The organism is Streptomyces sp. NPDC031474 (assembly GCF_055581185.1).
In genome coordinates, this window is sequence record NZ_JBVIJX010000004.1 from 149,591 (window position 1) to 171,847 (window position 22,257).

21 protein-coding genes, 1 tRNA gene and 3 pseudogenes are annotated in these 22,257 nt (G+C 68.6%); 13 read left to right on the forward strand and 12 right to left on the reverse strand.

Annotation, left to right across the window (positions count from 1 at the left end):
• The first annotated feature begins 65 nt into the window (after positions 1–65).
• Positions 66–887, forward strand: a complete 822-nt coding sequence (locus tag ACZ5SK_RS08930; RefSeq protein ID WP_457495173.1) for a YceI family protein — start codon at positions 66–68, stop codon at positions 885–887.
• A 105-nt stretch (positions 888–992) separates the two neighbouring features.
• Positions 993–1,463: a PPOX class F420-dependent oxidoreductase gene (locus ACZ5SK_RS08935; protein ID WP_334578583.1), complete on the forward strand. Its 471-nt coding sequence runs from the start codon at positions 993–995 to the stop codon at positions 1,461–1,463.
• Positions 1,464–1,488: 25 nt separating this feature from the next.
• On the opposite strand, the gene ACZ5SK_RS08940 is transcribed toward ACZ5SK_RS08935, so the two are convergent.
• On the reverse strand, positions 1,489–2,253 hold the full coding sequence (locus tag ACZ5SK_RS08940) for a TetR/AcrR family transcriptional regulator (RefSeq protein ID WP_457495172.1): 765 nt from the start codon (positions 2,251–2,253) through the stop codon (positions 1,489–1,491).
• A gap of 167 nt (positions 2,254–2,420) precedes the next feature.
• On the opposite strand from ACZ5SK_RS08940, the gene ACZ5SK_RS08945 reads away from it, so the two are divergent.
• Positions 2,421–3,674 (forward strand): glycosyltransferase, encoded by a 1,254-nt coding sequence (locus ACZ5SK_RS08945; RefSeq protein ID WP_457495171.1) that lies wholly within the window; start codon positions 2,421–2,423, stop codon positions 3,672–3,674.
• Between the two features lie 75 nt (positions 3,675–3,749).
• Positions 3,750–5,936, forward strand: coding sequence for an RNA polymerase recycling motor ATPase HelR (gene helR, locus ACZ5SK_RS08950; protein WP_334578586.1), 2,187 nt, complete (start codon positions 3,750–3,752; stop codon positions 5,934–5,936).
• A gap of 82 nt (positions 5,937–6,018) precedes the next feature.
• Here helR and ACZ5SK_RS08955 read toward each other — a convergent pair whose 3' ends face one another.
• The 6 genes from ACZ5SK_RS08955 to ACZ5SK_RS08980 form a co-directional block, all read right to left on the reverse strand.
• Positions 6,019–8,190, reverse strand: coding sequence for an ArnT family glycosyltransferase (locus ACZ5SK_RS08955; RefSeq protein ID WP_457495170.1), 2,172 nt, complete (start codon positions 8,188–8,190; stop codon positions 6,019–6,021).
• Positions 8,187–9,707: a bifunctional glycosyltransferase family 2/GtrA family protein gene (locus ACZ5SK_RS08960; protein WP_334578588.1), complete on the reverse strand. Its 1,521-nt coding sequence runs from the start codon at positions 9,705–9,707 to the stop codon at positions 8,187–8,189. The genes ACZ5SK_RS08955 and ACZ5SK_RS08960 overlap by 4 nt, the downstream gene beginning before the upstream one ends.
• A gap of 14 nt (positions 9,708–9,721) precedes the next feature.
• Positions 9,722–11,347: a sensor histidine kinase gene (locus ACZ5SK_RS08965; RefSeq protein WP_457495169.1), complete on the reverse strand. Its 1,626-nt coding sequence runs from the start codon at positions 11,345–11,347 to the stop codon at positions 9,722–9,724.
• On the reverse strand, positions 11,344–12,084 hold the full coding sequence (locus tag ACZ5SK_RS08970) for a response regulator transcription factor (RefSeq protein ID WP_334578590.1): 741 nt from the start codon (positions 12,082–12,084) through the stop codon (positions 11,344–11,346). Before ACZ5SK_RS08970 ends, ACZ5SK_RS08965 begins: the two co-directional genes overlap by 4 nt.
• 211 nt (positions 12,085–12,295) lie before the next feature.
• Entirely contained in the window at positions 12,296–13,171 is an 876-nt protein-coding gene (locus ACZ5SK_RS08975) for a DUF2797 domain-containing protein (RefSeq protein WP_468158421.1), read from the reverse strand.
• Entirely contained in the window at positions 13,092–13,547 is a 456-nt protein-coding gene (locus tag ACZ5SK_RS08980; RefSeq protein ID WP_468158422.1) for an HGxxPAAW family protein, read from the reverse strand. The genes ACZ5SK_RS08975 and ACZ5SK_RS08980 overlap by 80 nt, the downstream gene beginning before the upstream one ends.
• Positions 13,548–13,661: 114 nt before the next feature.
• On the opposite strand from ACZ5SK_RS08980, the gene ACZ5SK_RS08985 reads away from it, so the two are divergent.
• Positions 13,662–14,144, forward strand: a complete 483-nt coding sequence (locus ACZ5SK_RS08985; RefSeq protein WP_361707673.1) for a MarR family winged helix-turn-helix transcriptional regulator — start codon at positions 13,662–13,664, stop codon at positions 14,142–14,144.
• Positions 14,145–14,273: 129 nt separating this feature from the next.
• Here ACZ5SK_RS08985 and ACZ5SK_RS08990 read toward each other — a convergent pair whose 3' ends face one another.
• Positions 14,274–14,804, reverse strand: a complete 531-nt coding sequence (locus tag ACZ5SK_RS08990; RefSeq protein ID WP_334578594.1) for a GNAT family N-acetyltransferase — start codon at positions 14,802–14,804, stop codon at positions 14,274–14,276.
• Between the two features lie 100 nt (positions 14,805–14,904).
• On the opposite strand from ACZ5SK_RS08990, the gene ACZ5SK_RS08995 reads away from it, so the two are divergent.
• Complete coding sequence (locus ACZ5SK_RS08995) at positions 14,905–15,429, forward strand: NUDIX hydrolase (RefSeq protein ID WP_334581256.1); 525 nt, start codon at positions 14,905–14,907, stop codon at positions 15,427–15,429.
• Here ACZ5SK_RS08995 and ACZ5SK_RS09000 read toward each other — a convergent pair.
• Positions 15,379–15,561 (reverse strand): annotated as a pseudogene (locus ACZ5SK_RS09000) (hypothetical protein); the annotation flags it as partial. The gene ACZ5SK_RS08995 and the pseudogene ACZ5SK_RS09000 sit on opposite strands and share 51 nt — an antisense overlap.
• Here ACZ5SK_RS09000 and ACZ5SK_RS09005 point away from each other — a divergent pair.
• A pseudogene (locus tag ACZ5SK_RS09005) lies at positions 15,486–16,146 on the forward strand (tyrosine-type recombinase/integrase). The pseudogenes ACZ5SK_RS09000 and ACZ5SK_RS09005 sit on opposite strands and share 76 nt — an antisense overlap.
• 518 nt (positions 16,147–16,664) lie before the next feature.
• The gene (locus tag ACZ5SK_RS09010) at positions 16,665–18,146 is read left to right on the forward strand and encodes an AAA family ATPase (RefSeq protein ID WP_334578595.1); all 1,482 of its coding nucleotides are present in this window, start codon (positions 16,665–16,667) and stop codon (positions 18,144–18,146) included.
• Positions 18,147–18,260: 114 nt separating this feature from the next.
• Here the strand turns inward: ACZ5SK_RS09010 and ACZ5SK_RS09015 are convergent, their stop codons facing one another.
• Complete coding sequence (locus tag ACZ5SK_RS09015; RefSeq protein WP_334581257.1) at positions 18,261–18,731, reverse strand: NUDIX domain-containing protein; 471 nt, start codon at positions 18,729–18,731, stop codon at positions 18,261–18,263.
• 2 nt (positions 18,732–18,733) lie between these two features.
• Positions 18,734–19,477, reverse strand: coding sequence for a helix-turn-helix domain-containing protein (locus ACZ5SK_RS09020; RefSeq protein ID WP_334578596.1), 744 nt, complete (start codon positions 19,475–19,477; stop codon positions 18,734–18,736).
• A gap of 119 nt (positions 19,478–19,596) precedes the next feature.
• Here ACZ5SK_RS09020 and ACZ5SK_RS09025 point away from each other — a divergent pair, with 119 nt between their 5' ends.
• The 5 genes and pseudogenes from ACZ5SK_RS09025 to ACZ5SK_RS09045 all read left to right on the forward strand — a co-directional run bounded on the left by ACZ5SK_RS09025 (position 19,597) and on the right by ACZ5SK_RS09045 (position 21,905).
• Positions 19,597–19,827, forward strand: a complete 231-nt coding sequence (locus tag ACZ5SK_RS09025) for a hypothetical protein (protein WP_334578597.1) — start codon at positions 19,597–19,599, stop codon at positions 19,825–19,827.
• A gap of 169 nt (positions 19,828–19,996) precedes the next feature.
• Positions 19,997–20,437: a glycine-rich domain-containing protein gene (locus tag ACZ5SK_RS09030; RefSeq protein WP_334578598.1), complete on the forward strand. Its 441-nt coding sequence runs from the start codon at positions 19,997–19,999 to the stop codon at positions 20,435–20,437.
• A 75-nt stretch (positions 20,438–20,512) separates the two neighbouring features.
• Complete coding sequence (locus ACZ5SK_RS09035) at positions 20,513–21,349, forward strand: protein kinase domain-containing protein (RefSeq protein ID WP_334578599.1); 837 nt, start codon at positions 20,513–20,515, stop codon at positions 21,347–21,349.
• Between the two features lie 331 nt (positions 21,350–21,680).
• Positions 21,681–21,728, forward strand: a pseudogene (locus ACZ5SK_RS09040) (hypothetical protein); the annotation flags it as partial.
• Between the two features lie 3 nt (positions 21,729–21,731).
• Complete coding sequence (locus ACZ5SK_RS09045) at positions 21,732–21,905, forward strand: hypothetical protein (RefSeq protein ID WP_443041260.1); 174 nt, start codon at positions 21,732–21,734, stop codon at positions 21,903–21,905.
• Between the two features lie 91 nt (positions 21,906–21,996).
• On the opposite strand, the gene ACZ5SK_RS09050 is transcribed toward ACZ5SK_RS09045, so the two are convergent.
• Positions 21,997–22,069 (reverse strand) — tRNA-Arg (locus tag ACZ5SK_RS09050).
• Positions 22,070–22,257: the final 188 nt, after the last annotated feature.

The window sequence follows — 22,257 nt, forward strand, 5'->3', positions numbered from 1 at the left end:
GGCTCCGGCCCGGTGCGGGGGTTCACCCCACGCACCGGGCCGGTTGCAGTTGAGGAGCAAGTGAGATGGGACTGACCGCGAAGATCCGCACGCGGGACGGGTGGGCCGTGTCGCACGCGGTCGTCACGGTGACCGACATGACGGGCGGCCAGGTGCTGCGCGCCGAGGCGGACGCGGAAGGAGCCGTACGGGACACGACCGAGCTCGCCCCGGGGGCGTACACGGTGATCGTCACGGCCGTCGGGTACGCGCCCACGGCGTCCAGCGCGATCGTGACGGCGAGCGGGCGGGCGGAGGTCGGCACCGTGACCCTGGCCCGGCAGGGCGGCACGGAACTGCCCCCGCCCGGCCCCTGGACCGTCGACCCGGCGCACTCGACCGTCGCCGCGGTCGCCCAGCACCTGGGCATCTCCAGCGTGCGCGGCCGGTTCACGGACTTCACGGCGTCCGTGGAGATCGCCCCGGACGACGTCGCCAAGTCCCGTGTGGAGGCGGTGATCCGAGCAGCGTCCATCGACACCGGCAACGCCATGCGCGACACGCATCTGCGCTCGGCGGACTTCCTGGACGTCGAGACGTACCCCGAGCTCACCTACCGCTCGACCGGTCTGACCCCGGCCGGCCCGGACCGCTGGACCGTCCACGGCGAGCTGACCATGCGCGGGGTGTCCCGTCCGGTGGACCTGGACCTGGCCTACCTCGGCACGGGCTCGGACCCGTGGGGCGGTACCCGCGCGGCGTTCCGGGCGACCACGGACCTGCGGCGCGAGGACTTCGCCATGGACTACAACCAGGTCGTCCAGGCGGGCATCGCGGCCATCGGCACCACCCTGAAGGTCGAACTCGACGTCCAGGCGGTGCAGGGAGACGCCCTGCCGCAGCAATAGCCGGACCGGAGGTCACCGACAGTGGCCACCGCCAGTGGCCACCGGCGCAGAGGCAGGCACAGCAGGGTCAGCCGAAAGGAGGGCCCCGCGGCCTAGGGTGGGCCCATGGCACCGAACATCGCGACGAACACCAAGGTCTCCCTGGACGAGCTGCTGGACTTCGTCCGCCCCCGGCACCGCGCGATCCTGCTGACCCGGCGCGCCGACGGCAGCGCCCAGGCCTCGCCGCTGACCTGCGGGGTCGACGACTCGGGGCGGATCGTCGTCTCCACCTACCCCGAGCGGGCCAAGACCCGCAACGCCAAGCGGGACGAGCGGGTCAGCGTCCTCGTGCTGAGCGACGACTGGAACGGACCCTGGGTCCAGATCGACGGCACCGCCGAGGTCGTCGACACGCCGGACTCCGTGGAGCCGCTCGTGGAGTACTACCGCAACATCGCCGGCGAGCACCCCGACTGGGACGAGTATCGCGAGGCCATGCGGAAGCAGGGCAAGTCGATCATCCGGGTCACGCCCGAGCGATGGGGACCGGTGGCGACGGGCGGCTTCCCCGCGCGACTGGTCCAGGAGGACTAGGGCCTGCCCTGGGCCGGAGGCCTGGTCAGCCGCGTTTCACCATCGCCTCGATGCCCGCGACCAGCAGGTCCAGGGCGAAGGTGAAGTCGCGGTCCATCATCTCCTCGACCGTGTCGCCGCCGCGGGCCGCCATGAGGCCCTTGAACTGCTCGACGATCTCCGCGGTCTGCGGAGCCTCGGCGCTCGCGCTCAGGGCGTGCCGGAAGTACTCGTCCGGGCTCAGACCGGTGTCCGCGGCGCGCGCGATGAAGTGGCCCTCGATCGTGCCGTAGCCGTACACGAACTGGAAGACGGCCGAGATCGCGCCGGTGATGCCGTGCGCGGGCAGGCCGGTGCGCAGCACGACCTGCTGGACCGTGCGGGAGAAGCGCAGGGAGTTCGGGCCGAGGTTGAGGTAGCGGCCGGCGAGCGGGGACAGCCAGGAGTGGCGGACCAGCAGCCCGCGGTACACCGTGGCCAGCGTGCGCAGTTGCTCGCGCCAGTCCGCGTTCTCGTCCTGCGGGTCGGGCAGTTCCTCCAGCTCGCCGTAGACGCTGTCCAGGGCGAGTTCGAGGAGGTCGTCCTTGGTGTCGACGTACCAGTACACGGACATCGCGGTCACGTTGAGGTCGGCCGCCAGCCGCCGCATGGAGAACCCGGTCAGCCCCTCGGCGTCCAGCAGCCGCACGGTGGTCTGGATGATCCGGTCCAGGTCGAGCCCGGACGGCTGCCCCCCGCCCCGCCCACGCCGACGCGCCTTTCCTTCCAGCCACACGCTGTGCCGGGCGGCGTCCTTGGCGGTCTCGGCCATGGCAGGGCCCTTCCGGGAAAAAGCAGAGGCAAGGAGGTTTCCCACTCCTTGCCACTCTCAACTTATAGCGCACCGGGGGGCTTGCGGCAAGGCCCCCGTCGTGCCGCAGAATCTCCGGCCTGGGCCGGAATCCACGGACCCGGAATCTACGAAAACGGGGTCGCGAAATGCGCGTGCTGTTGACGACATGGGGATCGCGTGGGGACGTCGAACCGCTGGCGGGACTGGCGGTGGCGTTGCGGGAGCTCGGCGCGGAGGCGCGGGTGTGCGCGCCTCCGGACGAGGAGTTCGCCGCGCTGCTGGCGCGGGTCGGCGTGCCGCTGGTGCCGCTCGGCCCGACGGTGAAGTCGGTGGTCGCCGGGCCGAAGCCGCCGACGCGGGAGGACGCGTTCCGGCTCGCTCCCGAGCTGGTCGCCGCCCGGTTCGACACGCTCACCGCGGCGGCCGAGGGATGCGACGCGCTGCTGGCGACCGGCCTGATGCCGGCCGGCGCACGGGACGTGGCCGAGAAACTGGGCATCCCCTACGTCCTCGCGTGCTTCCACACCTTGGGCCTGCCGTCGCGGCACTTCCCGCCGGGGCGGCGGCCGGGCACACCGTCCCCGCAGGACGAGACCGACAACCGGGTGCTGTGGGAGCAGGACGCCCAGCGGGTGAACGCGCTGTACGGCGAGGCGCTCAACAGTCACCGGGCGGCGATCGGCCTGCCGCCGGTGGACAACGTCCGCGACCATGTCCTCACCCGCCGGCCGTGGCTGGCGGCGGACCCGACGCTGTGGCCGTCGCAGGGCAGGACGGACCTCGACGTGGTGCAGACCGGGGCGTGGATCCTGCCCGACGACCGTCCGCTCCCCGCGGAGCTGGAGGCGTTCCTGGAGGCCGGCGCACCACCGGTGTACGTCGGCTTCGGCAGCATGGCCGCGTACGCCCCGACGGACATCGCCCGGGTGGCCATCGAAGCGATCCGTGCGCGAGGCCGGCGCGTGCTCCTCGCCCGCGGCTGGGCGGGCCTGGCCCCGGTCGACGACGGCGACGACTGCTTCGTCGTCGGCGAGGTCAACCAGCAGGCGCTGTTCCCGCGGGTGGCCGCCGTCGTGCACCACGGCGGCGCGGGCACCACGACGACGGCCGCCCGGGCCGGCGCGCCCCAGCTGGTGGTCCCCCGGGTCGCCGACCAGCCGTACTGGGCGAAGCGGGTGGCCGAGCTGGGCATCGGCGCGGCGCACCTCGACCCGACGCCGACCGTCGAGTCCCTGTCGGCCGCGCTCGAGACGGCCCTGGACCCCGAGACCCGCGTACGCGCGAGCGCCCTGGCCGCCACGATCCGCGTCGACGGGGCGACGGTGGCCGCGAAGCTGCTGCTCGACGCGGCCGGCCGGGACAGCGGGGACGGCCGGGGCCGGCCGCCCGCGACCGCGTGAGGTCGGTCACGCCCGTTAGGACGCCCTCTTCCCGCGTGCCATGGTCGTATGCGACCTCTTATCGGAGCTGATCAAGTGAACCCCCTGACCACCAGCGCGTTCGACCTTCCCGACCGTCTTTCCGCCAAGGCCGACCCGGCGCTGATCTCCGACGACGAGCGGCACTTCGCGGCCATCGCGCAGTGCCTCGACGAGGCGATCGCCGAGCTGTCCGACCGCCTCGACGCCGAGCGCCGGGCACCCGGCGGCATGGGCCGGCACGCGATGGACCGGGACACGGAGATCCACCGGCTGACCGGCCGGCTGCGCGCCCTGCGCCGCTTCGGCCTGGACCTGTGCCTCGGACACATGGTCGACGCCGACAGCGCCGAGCCCCTGTACGTCGGACGGCTCGGCCTCACCGACAGCGAGGGCCGCCGGCTGCTCGTCGACTGGCGTTCCCCGGCGGCCGAGCCGTTCTTCGGGGCCACCCACGCCAACCCGATGGGGCTCGCGAGCCGCCGCCGGTACCGCTGGACCCGCGGCCGGATCAGCGACTACTGGGACGAGGTCTTCACCTCGGACGGGTTCGCCGGGCACGCCGCGCTCGACGACCAGTCCGCCTTCATCGCCAGCCTGGGCACCAACCGGTCGGAGCGGATGCGCGACGTGCTCGGCACCATCCAGGCCGACCAGGACGCCGTCATCCGCGCGGGATCCCGCGGCGCGCTCGTCGTGGACGGCGGTCCGGGCACCGGCAAGACCGTCGTCGCCCTGCACCGCTCCGCCTACCTCCTGTACTCCGACCCGCGCCTCGGACACCGCCGGGGCGGCGTGCTGTTCGTCGGCCCGAGCCGGCCCTACCTGGGGTACGTCGCCGACGTCCTGCCCAGCCTCGGCGAGGAGGGCGTGCAGACCTGCACCCTGCGGGATCTCGTCGCCGAGGGAGCCACGGCCGCGGTCGAGGCCGACCCGGAGGCAGCCCGTCTGAAGTCGTCCGCGCAGCTGGTGAAGGCGATCGAGAAGGCCGTCAGGTTCTACGAGGAGCCGCCCGCCGAGGGGATGACGGTCACGACCCACTGGTCCGACGTCCAGCTGACCGCCGGCGACTGGGCCGTGGCCTTCGAAGCGGCGGAACCGGGCACTCCGCACAACGAAGCACGCGAGCAGGTCCGGGAGGAGCTGCTCACGATCCTGATGGACAAGCACGAAGCCGGGCACGACGGCGAGGACGTCCCGCCCGCTCTGCTGCGCAAGTCGCTGCTGCAGAACAGGGAGCTGCTCACCGCCTTCAACCGCGCGTGGCCGCTGCTCGAAGCGGCCGACCTCGTCTCCGACCTGTGGACCGTGCCCGCCTACCTGCGGATGTGCGCGCCTTGGCTCGACCGGGACGACGTCCAGCGGCTCCAGCGCGCGAACGCCCAGGCCTGGACGGTGTCCGACCTGCCGCTGCTGGACGCGGCACGGCAGCGGCTCGGCGACCCGGAGACGGCACGGCAGAAGCGTCGGCACGCGGCGATCCTCGCCGCCCAGCGCGAGCGCATGACGCAGGTCGTCGACAACCTGATCGAGGCCACCGCCAACTCCGGCGCCGACGGTGACGACGGCGAGGGTCTGGTGTCGATGTTGCGCGGCGAGGACGCCCAGGTCAGCCTGGTCGACGAGACCGAACTGCCCACGCTCGAGCCGGATCTGCTCGTCGGGCCGTTCGCGCACGTCGTCGTCGACGAGGCCCAGGAACTCACCGACGCGGAGTGGCAGATGCTGCTGCTGCGGTGCCCGTCGCGGAGCTTCACCATCGTCGGGGACCGCGCGCAGGCCCGGCACGGGTTCACGGAGTCGTGGCGGGAGCGGCTGGAGCGGCTCGGCTTCGACCGGATCGAGCTGGCCTCCCTGAGCATCAACTACCGGACGCCGGAGGAGATCATGGCGGAGGCCGAGCCGGTCATCCGGGCCGCGCTGCCGGACGCCAACGTGCCGACGTCCGTGCGCAGCGGCGGTGTCCCCGTCGTCCATGGATCCGTCACGGAGCTGGATTCGGTCCTCGACGCGTGGCTCGCCGCGCACGACGACGGGATCGCCTGCGTCATCGGCGATCCGTCCTTCCGGCCGACGTCGTCCCGGGTCCGGTCGCTGACCCCGGAACTGTCCAAGGGGCTCGAGTTCGACCTGGTCGTCCTCGTCGACCCGGAGGAGTTCGGCGAGGGCATCGAAGGGGCGGTGGACCGCTATGTCGCGATGACGCGGGCGACCCAGAGGCTCGTCGTTCTCACCAGCTCGTGAGCATCCCGGGGCATTGAAGGGGCATTGAAGAAGGGCGGTGGCATCGAGCCACCGCCCTTCCTTCAACCCGCCTCGCGGCGGGTCAGCTGCCGGCCTTCTGCGTCAGGTCGTAGAAGGTGGCCGAACCGACCGTCACCTTCTTGAAGTTGGCCTCGACCCAGGAGCTGATCTGCGAGGACGTGCCGCTGCTGCTGGCGCCCATGCGGCCGCCGCCCGAGCCGCTGCCGATGAAGTAGTGGATCTTGCCGTCGGCCACGTACTGCTTGAACTGCGCCAGCGTCGGGGACGGGTCGGTGCCGTTGAAGCCGCCGATCGCCATCACCGCGTCGCCCGTGGCGAGCTGGTAGCTCGCGGCGTTCTGGGCGCCGATCGCGGCCGCGGCCCACGTGTAGGCGCCGGAGTCGGTCTCCAGCAGCTTCTTGGCCTCGTCGGTGACCGACGCGCCGTTGAGCAGACCGCCGACACCGCCACCGCCGCGCATGCCTCCGCCGCCGTCACCGGTCTGGCCGCCGGGCATACCGCCCTGCCGGCCCTGGCCCTGGCCCTGGCCCTGGTTCTGGCCCTGGCCCGGGGTGTTGCCGTTGCCCTTCTGCCGGCCCTGCTGACCCTGCCGGCCCTGCTGGTTCTGGCCGCCGCCCATGCCGCCGCCGAAGCCGCCCCAGCCGCCGCCCGGACCGCCACCGCCCATCATGCTCGCGCCGGCCGGACCCGCCGTCACGATGGAGCCGGTGTGGCCTTCCTGCAGCGTGCTGAGGGTGTACGCCGTCGGTCCGGCCAGCGCGGCCACCAGGCCCACGGAGGCCGCCGCGAGGGCGAGCCGACGGTTGATCCGGTTCGCGAAGGTCAGGCCGAGCGCGGCGACCAGGCCGCCGATCAGGACCAGCCACTTCAGCCAGGGCAGGTAGTCGGGGGTGCGGTTGAGCAGGACGTACGACCAGGAAGCCGCCGCGACGACCGAGGCCGCGAGGGTGATCGAGGCCCAGATCTCGGACCGCTTCTCCCACAGCAGAGCCGCGCCCATGCCGATCACGGCCGCCAGGTAGGGGGCGAGGGCCACCGTGTAGTACTGGTGGAAGATGCCCGCCATATAGCTGAAGACGACCATGGTGATCAGCAGCGAGCCGCCCCAGACCAGGAACAGACCGCGGGTGACCGAGGTGCGGCGGAACCTCCGGGTGGCCACCAGACCGCCGACCAGGAGGATCAGCGCGGCCGGCAGCAGCCAGGAGATCTGGCCGCCGATCTCGGAGTTGAACATCCGGTCCCAGCCGGTCTCGCCCCACTGGCCGGTGTTGCCGCCGCCACCGCCGCCGCCGACGCTGCCGGTCTCCTCGCCGTTGAGACGGCCGAGACCGTTGTAGCCGAACGTCAGCTCCAGGAAGGAGTTGTTCTGCGAGCCGCCGATGTACGGGCGGGAGGAGGCAGGCCACAGCTCGACGATCGCGACCCACCAGCCGCCGGAGACGACCAGCGCGGCGGTGGCCGCGGCCAGCTGTCCGCACCGCTTCTTCACCGACACCGGCGCGCAGACCGCGTAGACGATCGCGAGCGGCGGGAGGATGAGGAAGGCCTGGAGCGTCTTGGCGAGGAAGGCGAAGCCGATCGCGGCACCGGCCCACACCAGCCACTTCGTCCGGCCGTCCTCCAGCGCGCGGGCCACGAAGTAGCAGGCCACGGCCATCAGCAGGGCCAGCATCGCGTCCGGGTTGTTGAACCGGAACATCAGCGCGGCGACCGGGGTCAGCGCGAGCACCGCGCCGGCGATCAGACCGGCCGCGGGGCTGAACCGGCGGCGCACGGAGGCGTAGACGACGGCGACCGTGCCGACGCCCATCAGCACCTCGGGAGCGAGGATCGCCCACGAGTTCAGGCCGAAGATCCGGACCGACAGGGCCATCGGCCACAGCGAGGCCGGGGGCTTGTCGACGGTGATGGCGTTGCCCGCGTCCAGCGAGCCGAAGAAGAAGGCCTTCCAGCTCTGGCTGCCGGCCTGGACTGCCGCCGAGTAGAACGAGTTGGCGTAGCCGGAGGCGCTCAGGTTGTAGAGGTAGAGGAGGAGGGTGGCGGCCAGCAGGCCGAGGAAGGCCGGGCGGGCCCAGCGGGGGTCCTCGGGGCGGCCGCGCCACAGTCTGCGGTGCAGGGGCTGCTTCGGCTCACCCGACTCGGGGGCCGGGACGGCCGGGTGCCGCGGGGTGACCGGCACGGTGGCCGGCGGCGTATCCCAGGCGGTCGTCTGTTCGAGGTGGGTGGTCATCGGGCGTCCCCCGGGTCGGTTTCGTGGGGGCGCACCGGCTGCGGGTTGACCGGGCGCTGCGGCAGCGGCACGAAGGGGCCGCCGGCCTGCGCGGACGCGGGCGCGGACGCGCTCGGGTACGACGAGGCAGTCGGGTACGTCGCAGCTGAGGGGGCGTGCGAGGGGGCGTGCGGGACGACCGGGGTGGTCGGGGTGGTCGGGGTCGTCGGGGTCGTCGGGGTCGTCGAGGTGGTCGCCGGGTCCGCGGGGCCCGCCTGGTCCGCCGGGTCGTCGCCGTCCCGGCGGTCGGAGAAGACCCACACGCGGAAGAGCAGGAAGCGCAGCACCGTCGCCGCGAGGTTGGCGGCGATGAGGACCGCCAGTTCGGTGGAGTGCGCGGGGTGGGACGTCGCCGCGTTCAGTGCGGCGAGCGAGCCGCTGGTCAGCGCGAGTCCGATGCCGAAGACGACCAGGCCCTGCGCCTGGTGCTTGACGGCCCCGCCGCCGCCCCGCACCCCGAAGGTCAGGCGCCGGTTGGCGGCGGTGTTGGCGACCGCGGACACCAGCAGGGCGAGCGCGTTGGCGACCTGCGACCCGCTGAACTGGCGGAAGCCGCTGTAGAGAAGCAGGTAGAAGAGGGTGGACAGGCCGCCGACGACACAGAAGCCGACGAGCTGGCGGGCCAGGCCCTTGGGGACGTCCTGGATGTCGCGGTCGCGCGGATCGTCGCCGAACGGGCGGGTGAGCCGGTCGAGGGACAGCGAACCGGTGGCCAGGGCCTTGCCCACGCGCCACACCCCTTTCAGGTCGTCGGTCGCCGTCTTCACGATGTGCACCGTGGAGTTCGGGTCGTCGACCCAGTCGACCGGCACCTCGTGGATACGGAGGCCGGCACGCTCGGCGAGCACCAGCATCTCAGTGTCGAAGAACCAGCCGGTGTCTTCCACCAAGGGAAGGAGAACTTGTGCGACGTCACGCCGGATCGCCTTGAACCCGCACTGCGCGTCCGAGAAGCGGGCCTGGAGCGAGCCGCGCAGGATCAGGTTGTAGGCGCGGCTGATGAGCTCCCGCTTCGGCCCGCGCACCACCCGGGAACTACGGGCGAGCCGGGAGCCGATCGCCAGGTCGGAGTGGCCGGAGATCAGCGGCGCCACCAGCGGCAGCAGCGCGTTGAGGTCGGTGGACAGGTCCACGTCCATGTACGCGAGGATCGGGGCCTCCGACGCCGACCAGACGGTCCGCAGCGCTCGGCCGCGGCCCTTCTGCTCAAGCCGGACGTTCCTCACCTCCGGGAGCCGTTCCGCCAGCCGCCGCGCCACCAGGGCAGTGGTGTCGGTCGACGCGTTGTCCGCGATCGTGATGCGGAAGGAGTAGGGGAACGTACGCGTCAGGTGGTCGTGCAGTCTCCGGACGCACGGCTGGAGGTCCGTCTCCTCGTTGTAGACGGGGATCACTACGTCCAGGACAGGCGTACCGGCTGTGGCGGCCGGGAGGTGCTCCCGCGCCGGCAGGGTGCCGGGAGAAGAGTCGGTTCGCATGTCGTCGACTCTCGTCAGGCGTCCTGTTGCACCCATGTGGTGGCACTGTGCTCGACCTGTGAGTCGAGTTGCCAGTTCGTTTCGGGGGCGGGCCGGGGCACGGCGGGGCCGAGTGCCGGCAGGTGCACGGTGAACACGGTCCGTCCGGGCACGCTGTCGACGGTGACGGCGCCGCCGTGCGCGGTCGCGACGGCCTGCACGATGGCGAGGCCGAGACCGGTCGAGCCGGAGGCCCGGGAGCGCGAGGAGTCGCCGCGCGCGAACCGTTCGAAGACATGCGGAAGCAGGTCGGCGGGGATGCCCTGACCGTTGTCCTGGACGTCCACGCACAGCCACGGCCCGCGCCGTTGCACGCGCGCGGTGACCGTCGTCCCGGGCGGGGTGTGCGTACGGGCGTTGGCGAGCACGTTGACGAGGACCTGCTGCAGCCGGGCCGCGTCCGCGGACACCAGGGCGGGCTCGTCGGGCAGTTCGAGCCGCCAGACGTGGTCGCGTCCGGCGGCGCGGGCGTCGCTGACGGTGTCGATGACGAGGGGGACGAGGTCGGTCTGCTCGAACTGCAGCGGCCGTCCGGCGTCGAGACGGGCGAGCAGGAGGAGGTCCTCGACGAGGAAGGTCATCCGGCCGGCCTCGGACTCGATCCGCCCGAGGGCGTGCCGGGTGTCGGGCCCGACCTCCTCCCGTCCGCGCCGGGTCAGCTCGGCATATCCGCGGATGGACGCCAGCGGCGTACGGAGTTCATGACTGGCGTCCGCGACGAACTGCCGTACCCGCATCTCGCTCTCCTGGCGGGCGTGCAGCGCGCCGTGGACGTGGTTCAGCATCCGGTTGAGCGCGGCGCCGACCTGCCCGACCTCGGTGTGCGGGTCGGTCTCGGTCTCGGGCACCCGCTCGCTGAGGTTGACCTCGCCGGTGTGCAGGGGCAGTTCGGAGACGCGGGTGGCGGTGGCGGCGACCTTGCGGAGGGGGCGGGTGGCGACACCGACCATCACGGTGCCCGCGAGAGAGGCCGCGATGAGGCCGGCGACGGTGAGGCTGACCTCGACGAGGATCAGGGTGTTGACGGTGTTGTCGACCTCCGTCGTGGGGATGGCCACGTAGTAGCTGGAGGTGTCGTTGCTGGCGTACTTGACGCGGTAGTCGCCCAGACCGGGGAGCTCCACGGTGTGCGTCTTCTCGTCCTTGGAGACGGAGTTGAGCACCTTCTTCTGGGCCTCGGTGAGCGACTTGCTGCCCATCGAGAAGTCGTTCGTGGACTTCACACCCCGCTTGGCCTCGGTGATGACGCCGTTCACGACCTTGGCCGCGACGGTGCTGTCCGACTGGGGGCCTTTGACCAGCTGCGCGAGGTCGGGCAGCTGCGCCTTGCCCTGTTGCCGGCCGGGCACGACGGCGTCGTTCTTCGCCTGGTCCGGCGGCCCTGCGAAGCCGCCGCGAGGCGCCGCACGCGCCGCGACCTCACCCAGTCGCCCGTCGAGCTGGCCGTACAGGTGATCCCGCAGCACCAGGGTGGTGACGGTTCCGATCAGCGCGCAGATCACGGCGATCAGGGTCACGGAAACGACGACGAGCCGCGTCCGCAGGGTGCGCGGTTTTCCCGCTCGTCTCTTCTGCGCACGCGGCCGTCGTCGCCCGCTCATGACACAGCGGGCTTGATCAGGTATCCGGCGCCACGCCGGGTGTGGATCATCGGGTCCCGCCCCGCGTCTATCTTGCGCCGCAGGTAGGAGATGTACAGCTCGACGACGTTGGCCTGGCCGCCGAAGTCGTACGACCACACGCGGTCGAGTATCTGCGCCTTGCTGAGCACGCGCCGCGGGTTACGCATCAGGTAGCGCAGCAGTTCGAACTCGGTGGCGGTCAGATGGATGTTGTCCCCGCCTCGCGAGACCTCGTGGCTGTCCTCGTCGAGGGTGAGGTCCCCGACGACGAGCACGGACTCGGAGCGCCGGTCGGCCGCGCCGGAACGGCGGATGAGCCCCCGCAGCCGGGCCACGACCTCTTCCAGGCTGAACGGCTTGGTGACGTAGTCGTCGCCGCCGGCGGTGAGCCCGGCGATACGGTCCTCGACGGCGTCCTTGGCCGTGAGGAACAGCACCGGAACGTCCGGCAGGTCACGCCGCAGCCGCCCCAGGACCGTCAGCCCGTCCATGTCCGGCAGCATCATGTCCAGGACGACGGCGTCGGGCCGGAACTCACGGGCGGTCTGAAGCGCGCCCGTGCCGTCACCGGCGCTCCGGATCTGCCATCCCTCATAGCGCAGGGCCATGGACAGCAGCTCGGTGATCGACATCTCGTCGTCCACCACAAGCACTCGGACGGGGCTCCCGTCCGGCCTCAGCAGTTCGGTGCGCCCCTGGGGCGAGGTCGTGGTCATGGTGGACACCTTGTCGGGGTCCCCTGAGAGCACTCTTTCACTTATCTGTGATTTCGCTGAGAAACGCACAGGGACCTCTCAGGCAACACCTGGGAACCCCACGCCCCACCCCGACCCGGCCCTCACACCACCGGGACGGTATGCCCTCCGGCCCCGCGGTCTTCCGCAACCCGCGCGCCCGCACTTCCGCGCGCCCGCACTCCGCTCGCCCTCAGAACAGTCCGTCCTGAAGGTGTCCCGTGCCGATGTCGAAGTGGCGTACGGGAAAGGTGACTTCACCGCTGCCCACCGGAACCAGCTCCCACCCCCGCAACAACCGCGTGTCCAGAACGACCACCCCGCCCGGGGCGGCCAGGTGCAGATCGGGCCCGGCGGCCGCCACCAGTTCCCCGCTCACCGAGCCCCCGGCGACGAGCTCGCTCACTTCGCCGAGAGCGGCCGGCGCCCCGGCGAGCCCGAACGCCCGCACATGATCCACGGGTTGGCACGGCGCAGGTTCCAACGACTCTGGCCAGCCGACCAGTTCCATTGCCTGCTCATACACCTCCCGTATCTCACCCGCCCGTTCCTCCTCCGTGTCGGGCAGCGCGGCACGCACCGCCCGCTTCTGCGCGTACGGAATCCGGTCCGGCACCCGCAGCGCCGCCCGCAGCAGCTCCTCGGTGCGCCGGGCGGCCATCAACGGTCCGGCGCCGAGCCATGTGAAGCAGACCGCCCCCTGCTCCAGCAGCCGCACCGACCCCCGCTCCACGCCCGTGATCCCGACCTTGACGAGCCCTGGACCGAACCAGGCCAGGTACACCCGGTACGGCCGCGGATCGTCGGCGACCCGGTCCGCCGCGACGGAGTGCGCCCGGTCCAGCCGCCCGCACTCCTCGCACCGGCCGCCCGTGCTCCGCCCCGACACGACCACTCCCCGGGGACACGCATGCCCACGGGCCCCGACACACTGCCGTACACCCCCCTCCGCGACCCCGAAGGCCACCTGTTTCCCCCAGGACAGCGGGCTACGACGCCCCCCGTCCCACATCAGGACGGGCCCCTGCGCCGACCACCACAGCCCCGCGCACTTCCATGCCTGTGCCATCACCAGCAACGGTAGGCCCCGGCACTGACAACGCGCCCTCGCCCGGCCTCTCGCCCTTGGGCGCGCGCCCGGCGAGCCGGCACCCGACACACCCCGGATGACCGCCCCGAGCGCCCGGGTCCCGCACCCGCATCCCCCACTCCGCCCGGGGCCGCGCCCCCGGCGGCTTGCCCCACCCGGTGAGATGCAGCCCCCAGGTGACCAGCGCGCTCACGCCCACGACAGCGAGCCCACCGGCGATCAGCACGGGGGCCACGGCACACACCCCGACCCCCGCCACGCCGGTCCCGACGGCCGCGATCCCGACACCCGTCCAGCCGGCGACGGTGTGCCCTTCGTCGTACTGATGTCCCTCGTGCTGCTGCCCCGACCCCATTTACCTCACGATCTAAGAAGTCGCGAACCTAAACTTCTTACAAGGTAAGACAAACCGAAAGCGGATAACAAGGACCCAGCAAGAACCCACCACGAAAGGGCCCGGGCCCCCGCGATGACCACCACGCCACCCCCTCCTCGCCCCGCCGCGACCCCCGCCCAAGCCCTCTCGGCGATGGACGACCTCATCGCGGCGAGCATGATCGGCCAACAGGAGATGGCCCAGCGCCTGGGCCTGAACGTCTCCGACCTGACCTGCTTCGCCTACGTCATCCAGGCCGGCGAGAACCTCCTCACCGCCGGCGACCTCGCCACCCGCGTCCACGTCACCACGGGCGCGGTCACCGGCATCCTCAACCGCCTGGAACGGGCCGGCTACGTCACCCGCCGCGCCGACCCCGAGGACCGCCGCCGCGTGCGCGTGGCCGCCGTACCGTCGGCGGTCGCCCGGGTCTACGAGCTCTACGCACCGCACTACGACCGCCTGAACGCGCTCTTCGCCGACTACTCACCCGCCGAGATCGCAGTCCTGACGGACTGGTTCACCCGCGCGACGACCCTGGCGAACGCCTACCGGGAGGAACTCCGCAAGCACTAGCCGCCGACCCTCGTTGCCGTCAGAGCTGCCGTCAAACTCCCATGACTACGCCGCCGTGAATGATCTTCAGGCCCAGCGTCCTCAGCAACTCTGACAGCACACCAACAGCCGCCCCCAACCTCTTCACTCTTAGGGCGTCCACTCATGAGCGAGGAGGCCGAGGATCACCTGGTCGACGAATGCTCCATATACCCAGGCCGAGCGCCGCAACGTGCCCTCGATCGTGAACCCGGCCCGCTTCGCTGCCGCGATCATCGGCGCGTTGTCCGCCATGGTCTCCACCTGAAGTCGCTGCAGTCCGCGTACCACGAACCCGTACTCGCACAGCACACGGACGATGTCCGAGCTGAACCCACGGCCGCGGAAGTCAGGGAGCACGGAGATCCCCAGATGCGCCGACCTGTTGTGCGCGTCGATGCCCCACAGCGAGGCGGCGCCGACGAGTTCCTGCGAATCGAGTTCCACCACCGAAAAGGGTGCTGCCTCGTCCGACGGTTCGGCGACCACATAGGGAGAGTAGGCAGACCCCGGCGGTATCGGATGCCAGGGCCGAGGATCCTGGTGTGACCGGGTTGCCACGTCGTTGTAAAGCACCGCATGGAGCACTGGAATATCAGCCTCGTGCCGGGCCCGCAGTCCGACCTTGTCGCCACGTATCATCCGGCATTGCTACCGCAGGACGACGGAACGATCAATCGTGCCTGTGGCCGTGGCGCTTACCCCCTCCCCGGAGTGCAAGTCCTCAGCTGCATATCTCGTCATTGTGACGCGAAAACAGCCGAACTTGAACCTGTGCTTGGTGGACGTCCAGCAGCCCGACGGGCGGAGGTGGGAGTACCACGTCGTTCGCCTGCGGCACCTGGCCGTGGCCGCTGTGGTCAACGACCGGCAAGAGGTGCTGATGATGTGGCGGCATCGCTTCATCACGGACTCCTGGGCCTGGGAGTTGCCCATGGGCCTGGTCGAGGAGGGCGAGTCTCCCGAGGAAGCTGCGGCCCGTGAAGTGCTGGAAGAGACCGGCTGGCGGCCTGGTCCCAACAAGCCCCTGATCTACGCCGAGCCGGCCAACGGCATCACCGACTCGCAGCACCATGTCTTCCGCGCGGACGGCGCAACGTACGTCGGGGCGCCTACGGAGAAAAACGAGTCCGGCCGCATCGAGTGGATACCCCTCAGCGAGATCCGCGGCATGACCGACCGCCGCGAGATCGTGAGCAGTGGGTCCCTCGTCGGTCTCCTGTACGTGTGGGGCCAACTGGTCGTAGAACTCCTTGAGGTGACCTGACACACGCTCTGAAGCCACTACCGATGCGGGCACCAGAGCTTGTGTGGCGGTGTGGCATGTCTGGTCGAGCTTGCCTTGGTCCAGTTGTGTGCGAGCCGGCCAGAACGCGTGGAACGCGCGGCCGCGCTGATTGCGACCGCAAGGGCAAGTACGTGTACGGCAAGACCCGCGAGGAGACCCACGAGAAGTGGATCAAGCTTCACGGCGAGGCCGGCAAGGGCACGGTGCGGACTCGGCATCGCACGGTCGCGGCGTTCCTCAACTACTGGCTTGAGTCCGTGAAGCCGAATCTGGCCCCCCTCTCCTACGTCTCGTACGAGGGATCCGTCCGGCTCTGCATCGACCCACACCTGGGCACGAAGCGCCTCGACAAGCTGACCGTCCGGGATGTGCGCGAGTGGCTGACCAACGGCAGGACACCCGCGGCCTGGTCTTCACGACGAAGTACGGGACGCCCATCGAGCCGGGAACCTCACCCGCATGTTCGCCCCTGCGCGCCCGCGCGCCGGCCTCCGCGTGATCCCACTCCGGAACACCCGGCACACGTGCAACTCGCTGCTCGTCACCCTCAAGGTCCACCCGAAGGTGGCACAGCGCATACTGCGGCACTCGCAGATCGCCATGCCGATGGAGGTGTACGCGGAGGCGAGCGAAGAGGAGGTGCGCGCCGCGCTCGGCAAGCTGTCCGCAGCGATGGACGGCGGCGACGCAGGCTGACATCAGCCTCTGACATCAACCGTTGCTGTACGCCCTCGAAACAACAAAGACCCCGGATTGATCCGGGGTCTTTGACCTGTGTGCACTCGGCAGGATTCGAACCTGCAACCTTCTGATCCGTAGGATCGGGCAGGCCGTTGCGCGACGGCTCCGCCTTTCTCCCGGCTGATCGCTGACAGTCGTGATCAACGGCCTTTGTGTGCCGTCGTTGCCGTCAGGGTTGCCGTCAGCGCTGAACGGTGGCGTCGGCCAATGCCGACTCGCAGCACGGACAAGACTTCAGGCCGAGGCTGGTTGAGAGTTAGGCGGCCCGCTCCGCTCATCGCGCGCGGTACGGCGCGACCGGACCTGCGTTCTGGCCCCGCTCCACTCCAGCCCTGCCACGCCCGTGCCGCGCACACAGCAGTCAGCCGCTTGCCTGAAACTACGATGCCCAACGAGAGAAAACGGCTAGAATCCGCACACCTCGATCACCTAGGAAAAATCCAGCCCGAGCACAGGGAAGATGGTGTATAAAGTTGACCGCTATTCCTCATTCGGCGGCGCGCCTCTGGAAGTCCATGCAGACATTTCAGCCCGTCGACCAAGTGATCGATATCGAATTTTCCGACGAATCTGCATTCCCGAATCAGAAAGTTACATTCCCACCTTTTGCCGTCATCTGCGGTTTGCATGGATCAGGAAAGAGTTCGCTGCTCGGATACATTGCAGAGTCCCTGAGGAGAGGATCAAGACACTCCGACGATCCGCCTTTTTTTGGGATTGAGCCCCTTTCGAGCGAGGCCCGTCCCGCACTCAAGGGACGCTGCAAGGTGTCACTACGAAGGGGCGATCGAACCGTAAGTTTCACCGCCAACCTAAATGAATATACCGAAGAAAGGAGAGTACCCCAGGAGATCCTGGAATCCGGCGATCCGATTTTCCCGAATCTCCTAACGCCGCACACCCTGTCCAGTGAAATCAACATGTTCTTTCAGGATTTCAGAATCAAGAATCTGGAAAGGCATTCCGCCGGGGAACCTGAGATTCAGAATCGCTCCGATAGGGAGGCGCTCAGAGATATCCTTGGGGTAACTTACGACGAAGTTCTCTATATCCCAGTCGAGACTGATCCCAAGTTCTCGCCGATCTGGCCCTATGTGAGAGCGCGCCGGGGCGCAAATTGGATCGACTCTTACTCAATGAGTTACGGAGAGTTGCGCGTTCATTTTCTGAGATGGGCACTTAAGGCATGGGGAGGAATCGCCCTCCTTGATGAGCCAGAAGCGAACATCGCCCCCCGCGGGCAGGCGGCTCTGCTTGATGAGCTTGCAAGGCTAGCCCGCACTTCCAAGGCACAAGTTATCTTGACGACACATTCGACAGCGTTCCTGAATCGAGTTCCATTGGATTGGGTGCGAATGTGTGTACGTCCCACCTCGGGGCCGGTCGTGGTTGCTCCGTCACGGGCGTCAGACTTGCGCGACACATTGGGCATAGAAAACCCGCTCCGGTCAATTCTCATAGTCGAAGACGGTGTGGCAGAAAATACCCTAAGGCTGATTCTTTCGGCGCACAAGTTTACAGCGATGAGCGAGTGCGATGTGATCACCGCCGGATCATGGCAAGATGTCATCACAACCGCAAAAGCACTGTCCGCGTCCAGGCGGTTGAAGTCCGTGGCAATTCTAGACGGAGACCAGCGTAATAAGCGCCCTCGGGATCTCGCAGTTCTAAGCCTGCCGGGAAATGAACCTCCGGAGAAGGTCTTCTTCAAATATGCAGCGACTCAACCCGGCAAGCTGGCGGAGAGACTTGACTGCTCTGTAGCATCAATTAACGTCTATCTAGCGGAAATGCTCGGACTCGAGCATCATCGATGGCTCAAAATGCTTTCGTATCGAACTGGACAGGACCAAAACTACTGCCTTCGAGTAGTTTTTGATATTTGGCGCGATGATCCCGCAAATCGAAATGAATGCGAGATGCTTACGCGTCAAATAGAAGAGCTAATCCAGTGATTCCACCTCTTTAATCACGGGCGCTCATAGGGGATGATGGTTTTCAACTACAGGTCAACAGTGGCGACTGTCCCTGGACACACCCCGGGTCTGAGGACCACTATCCGACTGAAGTCAGCCGATGTACGGCCGCTCGCGGTGCTCCAGAAAGTGCCGAAGCCGTAGCCACTGCGTGTGGTGCATGGGCAGCCTGGTCAGCTCCTCCTCCGAGACAAAGCGCAGCTCCGTGGATTCGTGAGAGATCTCAAGTCGTCCGCCGACCACTCGGGCGGTGAAGCAGACATTGAACTGTCGACGCACCTCACCGTCCGTGTAGGCGATGACGTGGCGCGGGTCGGTGTAGGTCCCGACGAGCCCGGTGATCTCCACGTCCAGGCCTGTTTCCTCTTTCACCTCACGGACGGCGGTCCCGGGCAGCGAGTCTGTCATCTCCATGCCGCCGCCTGGCAGCGCCCAGAGATCGTTGTCTCGTCGACGCTGGAGAAGAATGCGCCCTTCGTCGTCAGTGACCACCGCAGACGCCGCGACGACCAGACTGTTGGGCTTCGGGGCGTCCGGATCGTCGTAGTACTCGGTCCGTGCCATGGTCACCCTTCTCGGACTGGCGTCGCTGTCGCCCACACCGCGTCGAAACTGTGGGCGTACGTGTCGAACATGCTGCCTGCCCTACTCCGGCGCACGTGCCAGACAGGGGCGCTGTAGGCGTTCACGCCCCAGACATGAGCGTTGACCAGCGCCTGATCATCGGCACGGTAGATCGAGTTGTAGAGCGTGGTGGCGTGGGTCCGCACCTCGATGCCGGGTACCCCGACGAGGGGGTGGTAGTGCATCAGCGCGAGGCGGCAACGTGACTGGATGCCGTGGCCGAACTTTTCCTCCTCGCCCCGCTGTTGGACGTTGGGGCTGTCCGCGTCGCCGACTGCGATGCGGACTGCGCAGCCCTCGGCCGCTCGCTCCTTCAAGAGCTCGTTGAGTCTCGGGTACGCCTCGTGCAAGAAGACGGCGGCGTACACCAGGACGTCAATCTGCTCGCGGGCCTGGGTCAGCATGTCCACGAAGGTGGAGACGGGGATGTCCGCCCGCTGGTCGTAGAGGGCCACAAGTTCCGGGCTGACGGCGCGGGCGGGGCGTGCCTGCCTGAGCGATGGCCATAGAGCGTGCACGTCTTCTCCTAGCGTTTCTGCTGCCAACATGGCCGTGGCACGGCGCGGCGTACGCCCCAGGTTGACCCATCGTTCGACGGACTTGGGATCGACTTCGACCTTGTCCGCGAGGGCGTTGTACGTCCAGCCGCCGGCCGCCATAGCAGCACGTAACCTCTCGTTCGGCATCTCAATCTCTCCTAACATCCCGGGACGGCACTAGGGACGTTCTACCCGACTCGGGACGTCCCAAAGTGGGGTTTGTCGGTGGTTCCAGCGTCCCGATGGGCGGCAGGAACCTCCTGTATATGGCGAGCAATCAGCAAAACAGGCCAGGTGTCGGCGAGTTGGCGAAGGACAGTGCCAACGGTCGCATCGGCGTCGTCATGGGTCAGGTCGGCGGCCGTGTGCAGATGCGGCCGATCGCCGGGGGCAGAGAGTGGGACGCCCTGCCGGACGACGTCGTAAAGCCCAGTGCTCGGGAGGAACTGAGCGCGCGGCTGGCCGTGAGAAACGGCAACAGCCGAGTTGGCCTGTGATGGATCGGCCTCGCCAGTAGACCGGCCGCCCCGGACGGGTGCCGACATTCCGGCTCCCCACCCCGTCCGGGACTGGCCTCCAAGCCCCCGCTAGATCGTCTTCGAGCAGAACTCGGCGATCACGACGGCGGGAAAACGCCCTGCACCACCTCACACGAGGAGACTGCACATGACGGCAACAGCGAACGTTCAGAAAACCGGTCGCGTGGTGGCAGGTGAGGAGTTGTTCGAGAGCCTCACCCACTTCGTGGTCACGCACGACGGGCAGTCGCCCGAGCGGGCCGAGCGCATCGCGGACCAGGCGCTCGCGTTCGCGGTCACGGCGGCGTCCGCCACCGTCCCCATGGTCCCGTCCGACGACGTGGACCTCGGCCTGCACGCGCTCATCCTCCACACGAAGGACTACGCGGAGCTGTGCGAGCGGTACGCGGGCCGGTTCCTGCACCACAACCCGAAGCCCGGTGCGGGCCGACGTGACCCCGAGATGGTCTCGGCCTCGGCTCGCGCCATGAAGGCGGCCGGGTTCGTGGTCTTCGACGATCTGTGGACCGTCAACGGCACCAACCTCGCCCAGTGCGACTCGGACTGCGGTCGCCCCTACGGTCAGTAGCACCCCCAACAAGCGCAACGCGGCCGGCCTTGGCTCACGGTCGGCCGCGTACGTCCGGAAGAAAGAGGGAGCACGTTGTCCGGCTCGTCCCCTGAACTGCCGATCGTGGTGCTCGACGCGCTCATGCCTACGACGCAGCGCCTGGTCATCAACCGCCGGGGCTCCACCGTCTGGGAAGTGGAGAGCGGCCGGGGCCACTACGCCGTGAAGCTCGGCTATCCAATCGAGGCCACGGCCGAGTGGCCCGCCCAGCCCTGGACCGCGCTTGCGCCCGCACGTGAGGGCGCCGTTCTGCATCGCCTGGGACTTGCGGAGATCGCGTACGGCGAGTGGGAGCACGGCACTTGGAACTTCCAGCCGTGGCACGAAGGGCCTGACCTGTACACGCTGTGGGAGCCGTGTCGTAAGAAAGGCTCGGCCATCAAGCCGCACACCAGCGTGGCCCGACGATGCGCCGAAGCGCTCGCTGACCTTCACGTAAGGGGCTGGGCTCACGGTGATGTGCAGCCCGCCCACTTCATCATCGGGCCGGAACGAACGCATCTCATCGACCTCGCCTTGGCTCGGGGCGGGCAGGTACCCAAGGGGTACGACTTCCCGTTCCGCGGATGTCTCGTCCACTACGAGGCACCCGAGATCGCCCGGAGCGTGCTCGACACGGGGGAAGCGGAGCCGACGCAGGAAGCCGACATCTACGCCCTCGGGGCCTCACTGCTCATTTCTGCCACGGGCTGGCGGGCTGTCGAGTACCCGGACGACGCTCCGCGCCCCGTACAGCGAGAGGCAGTGGCCAACGGCCGACGCCGGCCCGTGAAGGTGCCCGGTGAGCTGTGCGAACTGGTCGACGCGATGCTCAGCCATGCTCCGGAGGATCGGCCCACCGTCTACGAGGTGGTCAAAGCCCTGATCTAATCCCGAAGCCCCGACTCGTCTCGCGTCACCCGTGCGCGGACGCCAACAACAAAAGACCGGACCACCCCTCAGCCTGGACAGCATTCCGGGTGGTCCGGTCGTGGAAGCCCTGATCAGGACCCCGGTGCCGATGGTACCGGGGCGGTCGGCGTGTGCGGATTCGGGTGCGGCGTCAACCCCTGCTTGCTGTTGTCGAGTTAGAGAGGAGGGCTGTTGAACTTCGGTCATCGGAGACGCAGTTCTGACCTGAGCCACCGAAAGTCAGCCACGGCGGCGGGAGCGCCGAACGCTGTCCATTCGGGCCGGCGTCCGCAAGGTCCGCTTTCACGACCTGCGGCACACCTGCGCGTCGCTACTCCACGAACAGGGCGCCGACGCCCGCATGATCATGGAGGTACTCGGCCACAGCTCGATCCGCGTGACCATGGACATCTACACCTTCGTCCGGCTCGACTCGCAGCGCTCGGCTTTCGATCGTGTCGGGGATGCCCTGAGGGGTGACGGCAACGACGGGGACGATGACGACGGCTCGGCCGGTGTCCTGGCGGCCGTCTGATCGACCTCGAAAGACGGTTGCCGTCAATCACTGCCGTCAACGCAAAAGCCAGAGGCCCTAAGGAGTGATCCTTAGGGCCTCTGGTTTGCTGTGCACTCGGCAGGATTCGAACCTGCAACCTTCTGATCCGTAGTCAGATGCTCTATCCGTTAAGCTACGAGTGCTTGTTATTCGGTTTTTCTGTCTTTGCTTCTGGCCCTTCCGGGCCGCTCGCGGCGACAGGAAGAACATTACATGACTGCCGCCGCCATGTGAAATCCGTTCGCCATACCCCTTGTGACCTGGGGAAACGACTCCAGAGGGTCCTGTGGGGGACACGACGAAGCCCCGGTCCGAGGACCGGGGCTTCGAT

What these genes read in the sequence shown, in the direction of transcription:
- ACZ5SK_RS08930 (WP_457495173.1), top strand. Translation starts at nt 66, where the DNA reads ATGGGACTGACCGCGAAGATCCGCACGCGGGACGGGTGGGCCGTGTCG.
- ACZ5SK_RS09020 (WP_334578596.1), bottom strand. Translation starts at nt 19,477, where the DNA reads ATGCCGAACGAGAGGTTACGTGCTGCTATGGCGGCCGGCGGCTGGACG.
- ACZ5SK_RS08990 (WP_334578594.1), bottom strand. Translation starts at nt 14,804, where the DNA reads ATGATACGTGGCGACAAGGTCGGACTGCGGGCCCGGCACGAGGCTGAT.
- ACZ5SK_RS08975 (WP_468158421.1), bottom strand. Translation starts at nt 13,171, where the DNA reads ATGGCACAGGCATGGAAGTGCGCGGGGCTGTGGTGGTCGGCGCAGGGG.
- ACZ5SK_RS09045 (WP_443041260.1), top strand. Translation starts at nt 21,732, where the DNA reads ATGATCATGGAGGTACTCGGCCACAGCTCGATCCGCGTGACCATGGAC.
- ACZ5SK_RS08965 (WP_457495169.1), bottom strand. Translation starts at nt 11,347, where the DNA reads ATGAGCGGGCGACGACGGCCGCGTGCGCAGAAGAGACGAGCGGGAAAA.
- ACZ5SK_RS08940 (WP_457495172.1), bottom strand. Translation starts at nt 2,253, where the DNA reads ATGGCCGAGACCGCCAAGGACGCCGCCCGGCACAGCGTGTGGCTGGAA.
- ACZ5SK_RS08935 (WP_334578583.1), top strand. Translation starts at nt 993, where the DNA reads ATGGCACCGAACATCGCGACGAACACCAAGGTCTCCCTGGACGAGCTG.
- ACZ5SK_RS09030 (WP_334578598.1), top strand. Translation starts at nt 19,997, where the DNA reads ATGACGGCAACAGCGAACGTTCAGAAAACCGGTCGCGTGGTGGCAGGT.
- ACZ5SK_RS09015 (WP_334581257.1), bottom strand. Translation starts at nt 18,731, where the DNA reads ATGGCACGGACCGAGTACTACGACGATCCGGACGCCCCGAAGCCCAAC.
- ACZ5SK_RS08955 (WP_457495170.1), bottom strand. Translation starts at nt 8,190, where the DNA reads ATGACCACCCACCTCGAACAGACGACCGCCTGGGATACGCCGCCGGCC.
- ACZ5SK_RS08945 (WP_457495171.1), top strand. Translation starts at nt 2,421, where the DNA reads ATGCGCGTGCTGTTGACGACATGGGGATCGCGTGGGGACGTCGAACCG.
- ACZ5SK_RS08985 (WP_361707673.1), top strand. Translation starts at nt 13,662, where the DNA reads ATGACCACCACGCCACCCCCTCCTCGCCCCGCCGCGACCCCCGCCCAA.
- ACZ5SK_RS08960 (WP_334578588.1), bottom strand. Translation starts at nt 9,707, where the DNA reads ATGCGAACCGACTCTTCTCCCGGCACCCTGCCGGCGCGGGAGCACCTC.
- ACZ5SK_RS08980 (WP_468158422.1), bottom strand. Translation starts at nt 13,547, where the DNA reads ATGGGGTCGGGGCAGCAGCACGAGGGACATCAGTACGACGAAGGGCAC.
- ACZ5SK_RS08970 (WP_334578590.1), bottom strand. Translation starts at nt 12,084, where the DNA reads ATGACCACGACCTCGCCCCAGGGGCGCACCGAACTGCTGAGGCCGGAC.
- ACZ5SK_RS09025 (WP_334578597.1), top strand. Translation starts at nt 19,597, where the DNA reads ATGGCGAGCAATCAGCAAAACAGGCCAGGTGTCGGCGAGTTGGCGAAG.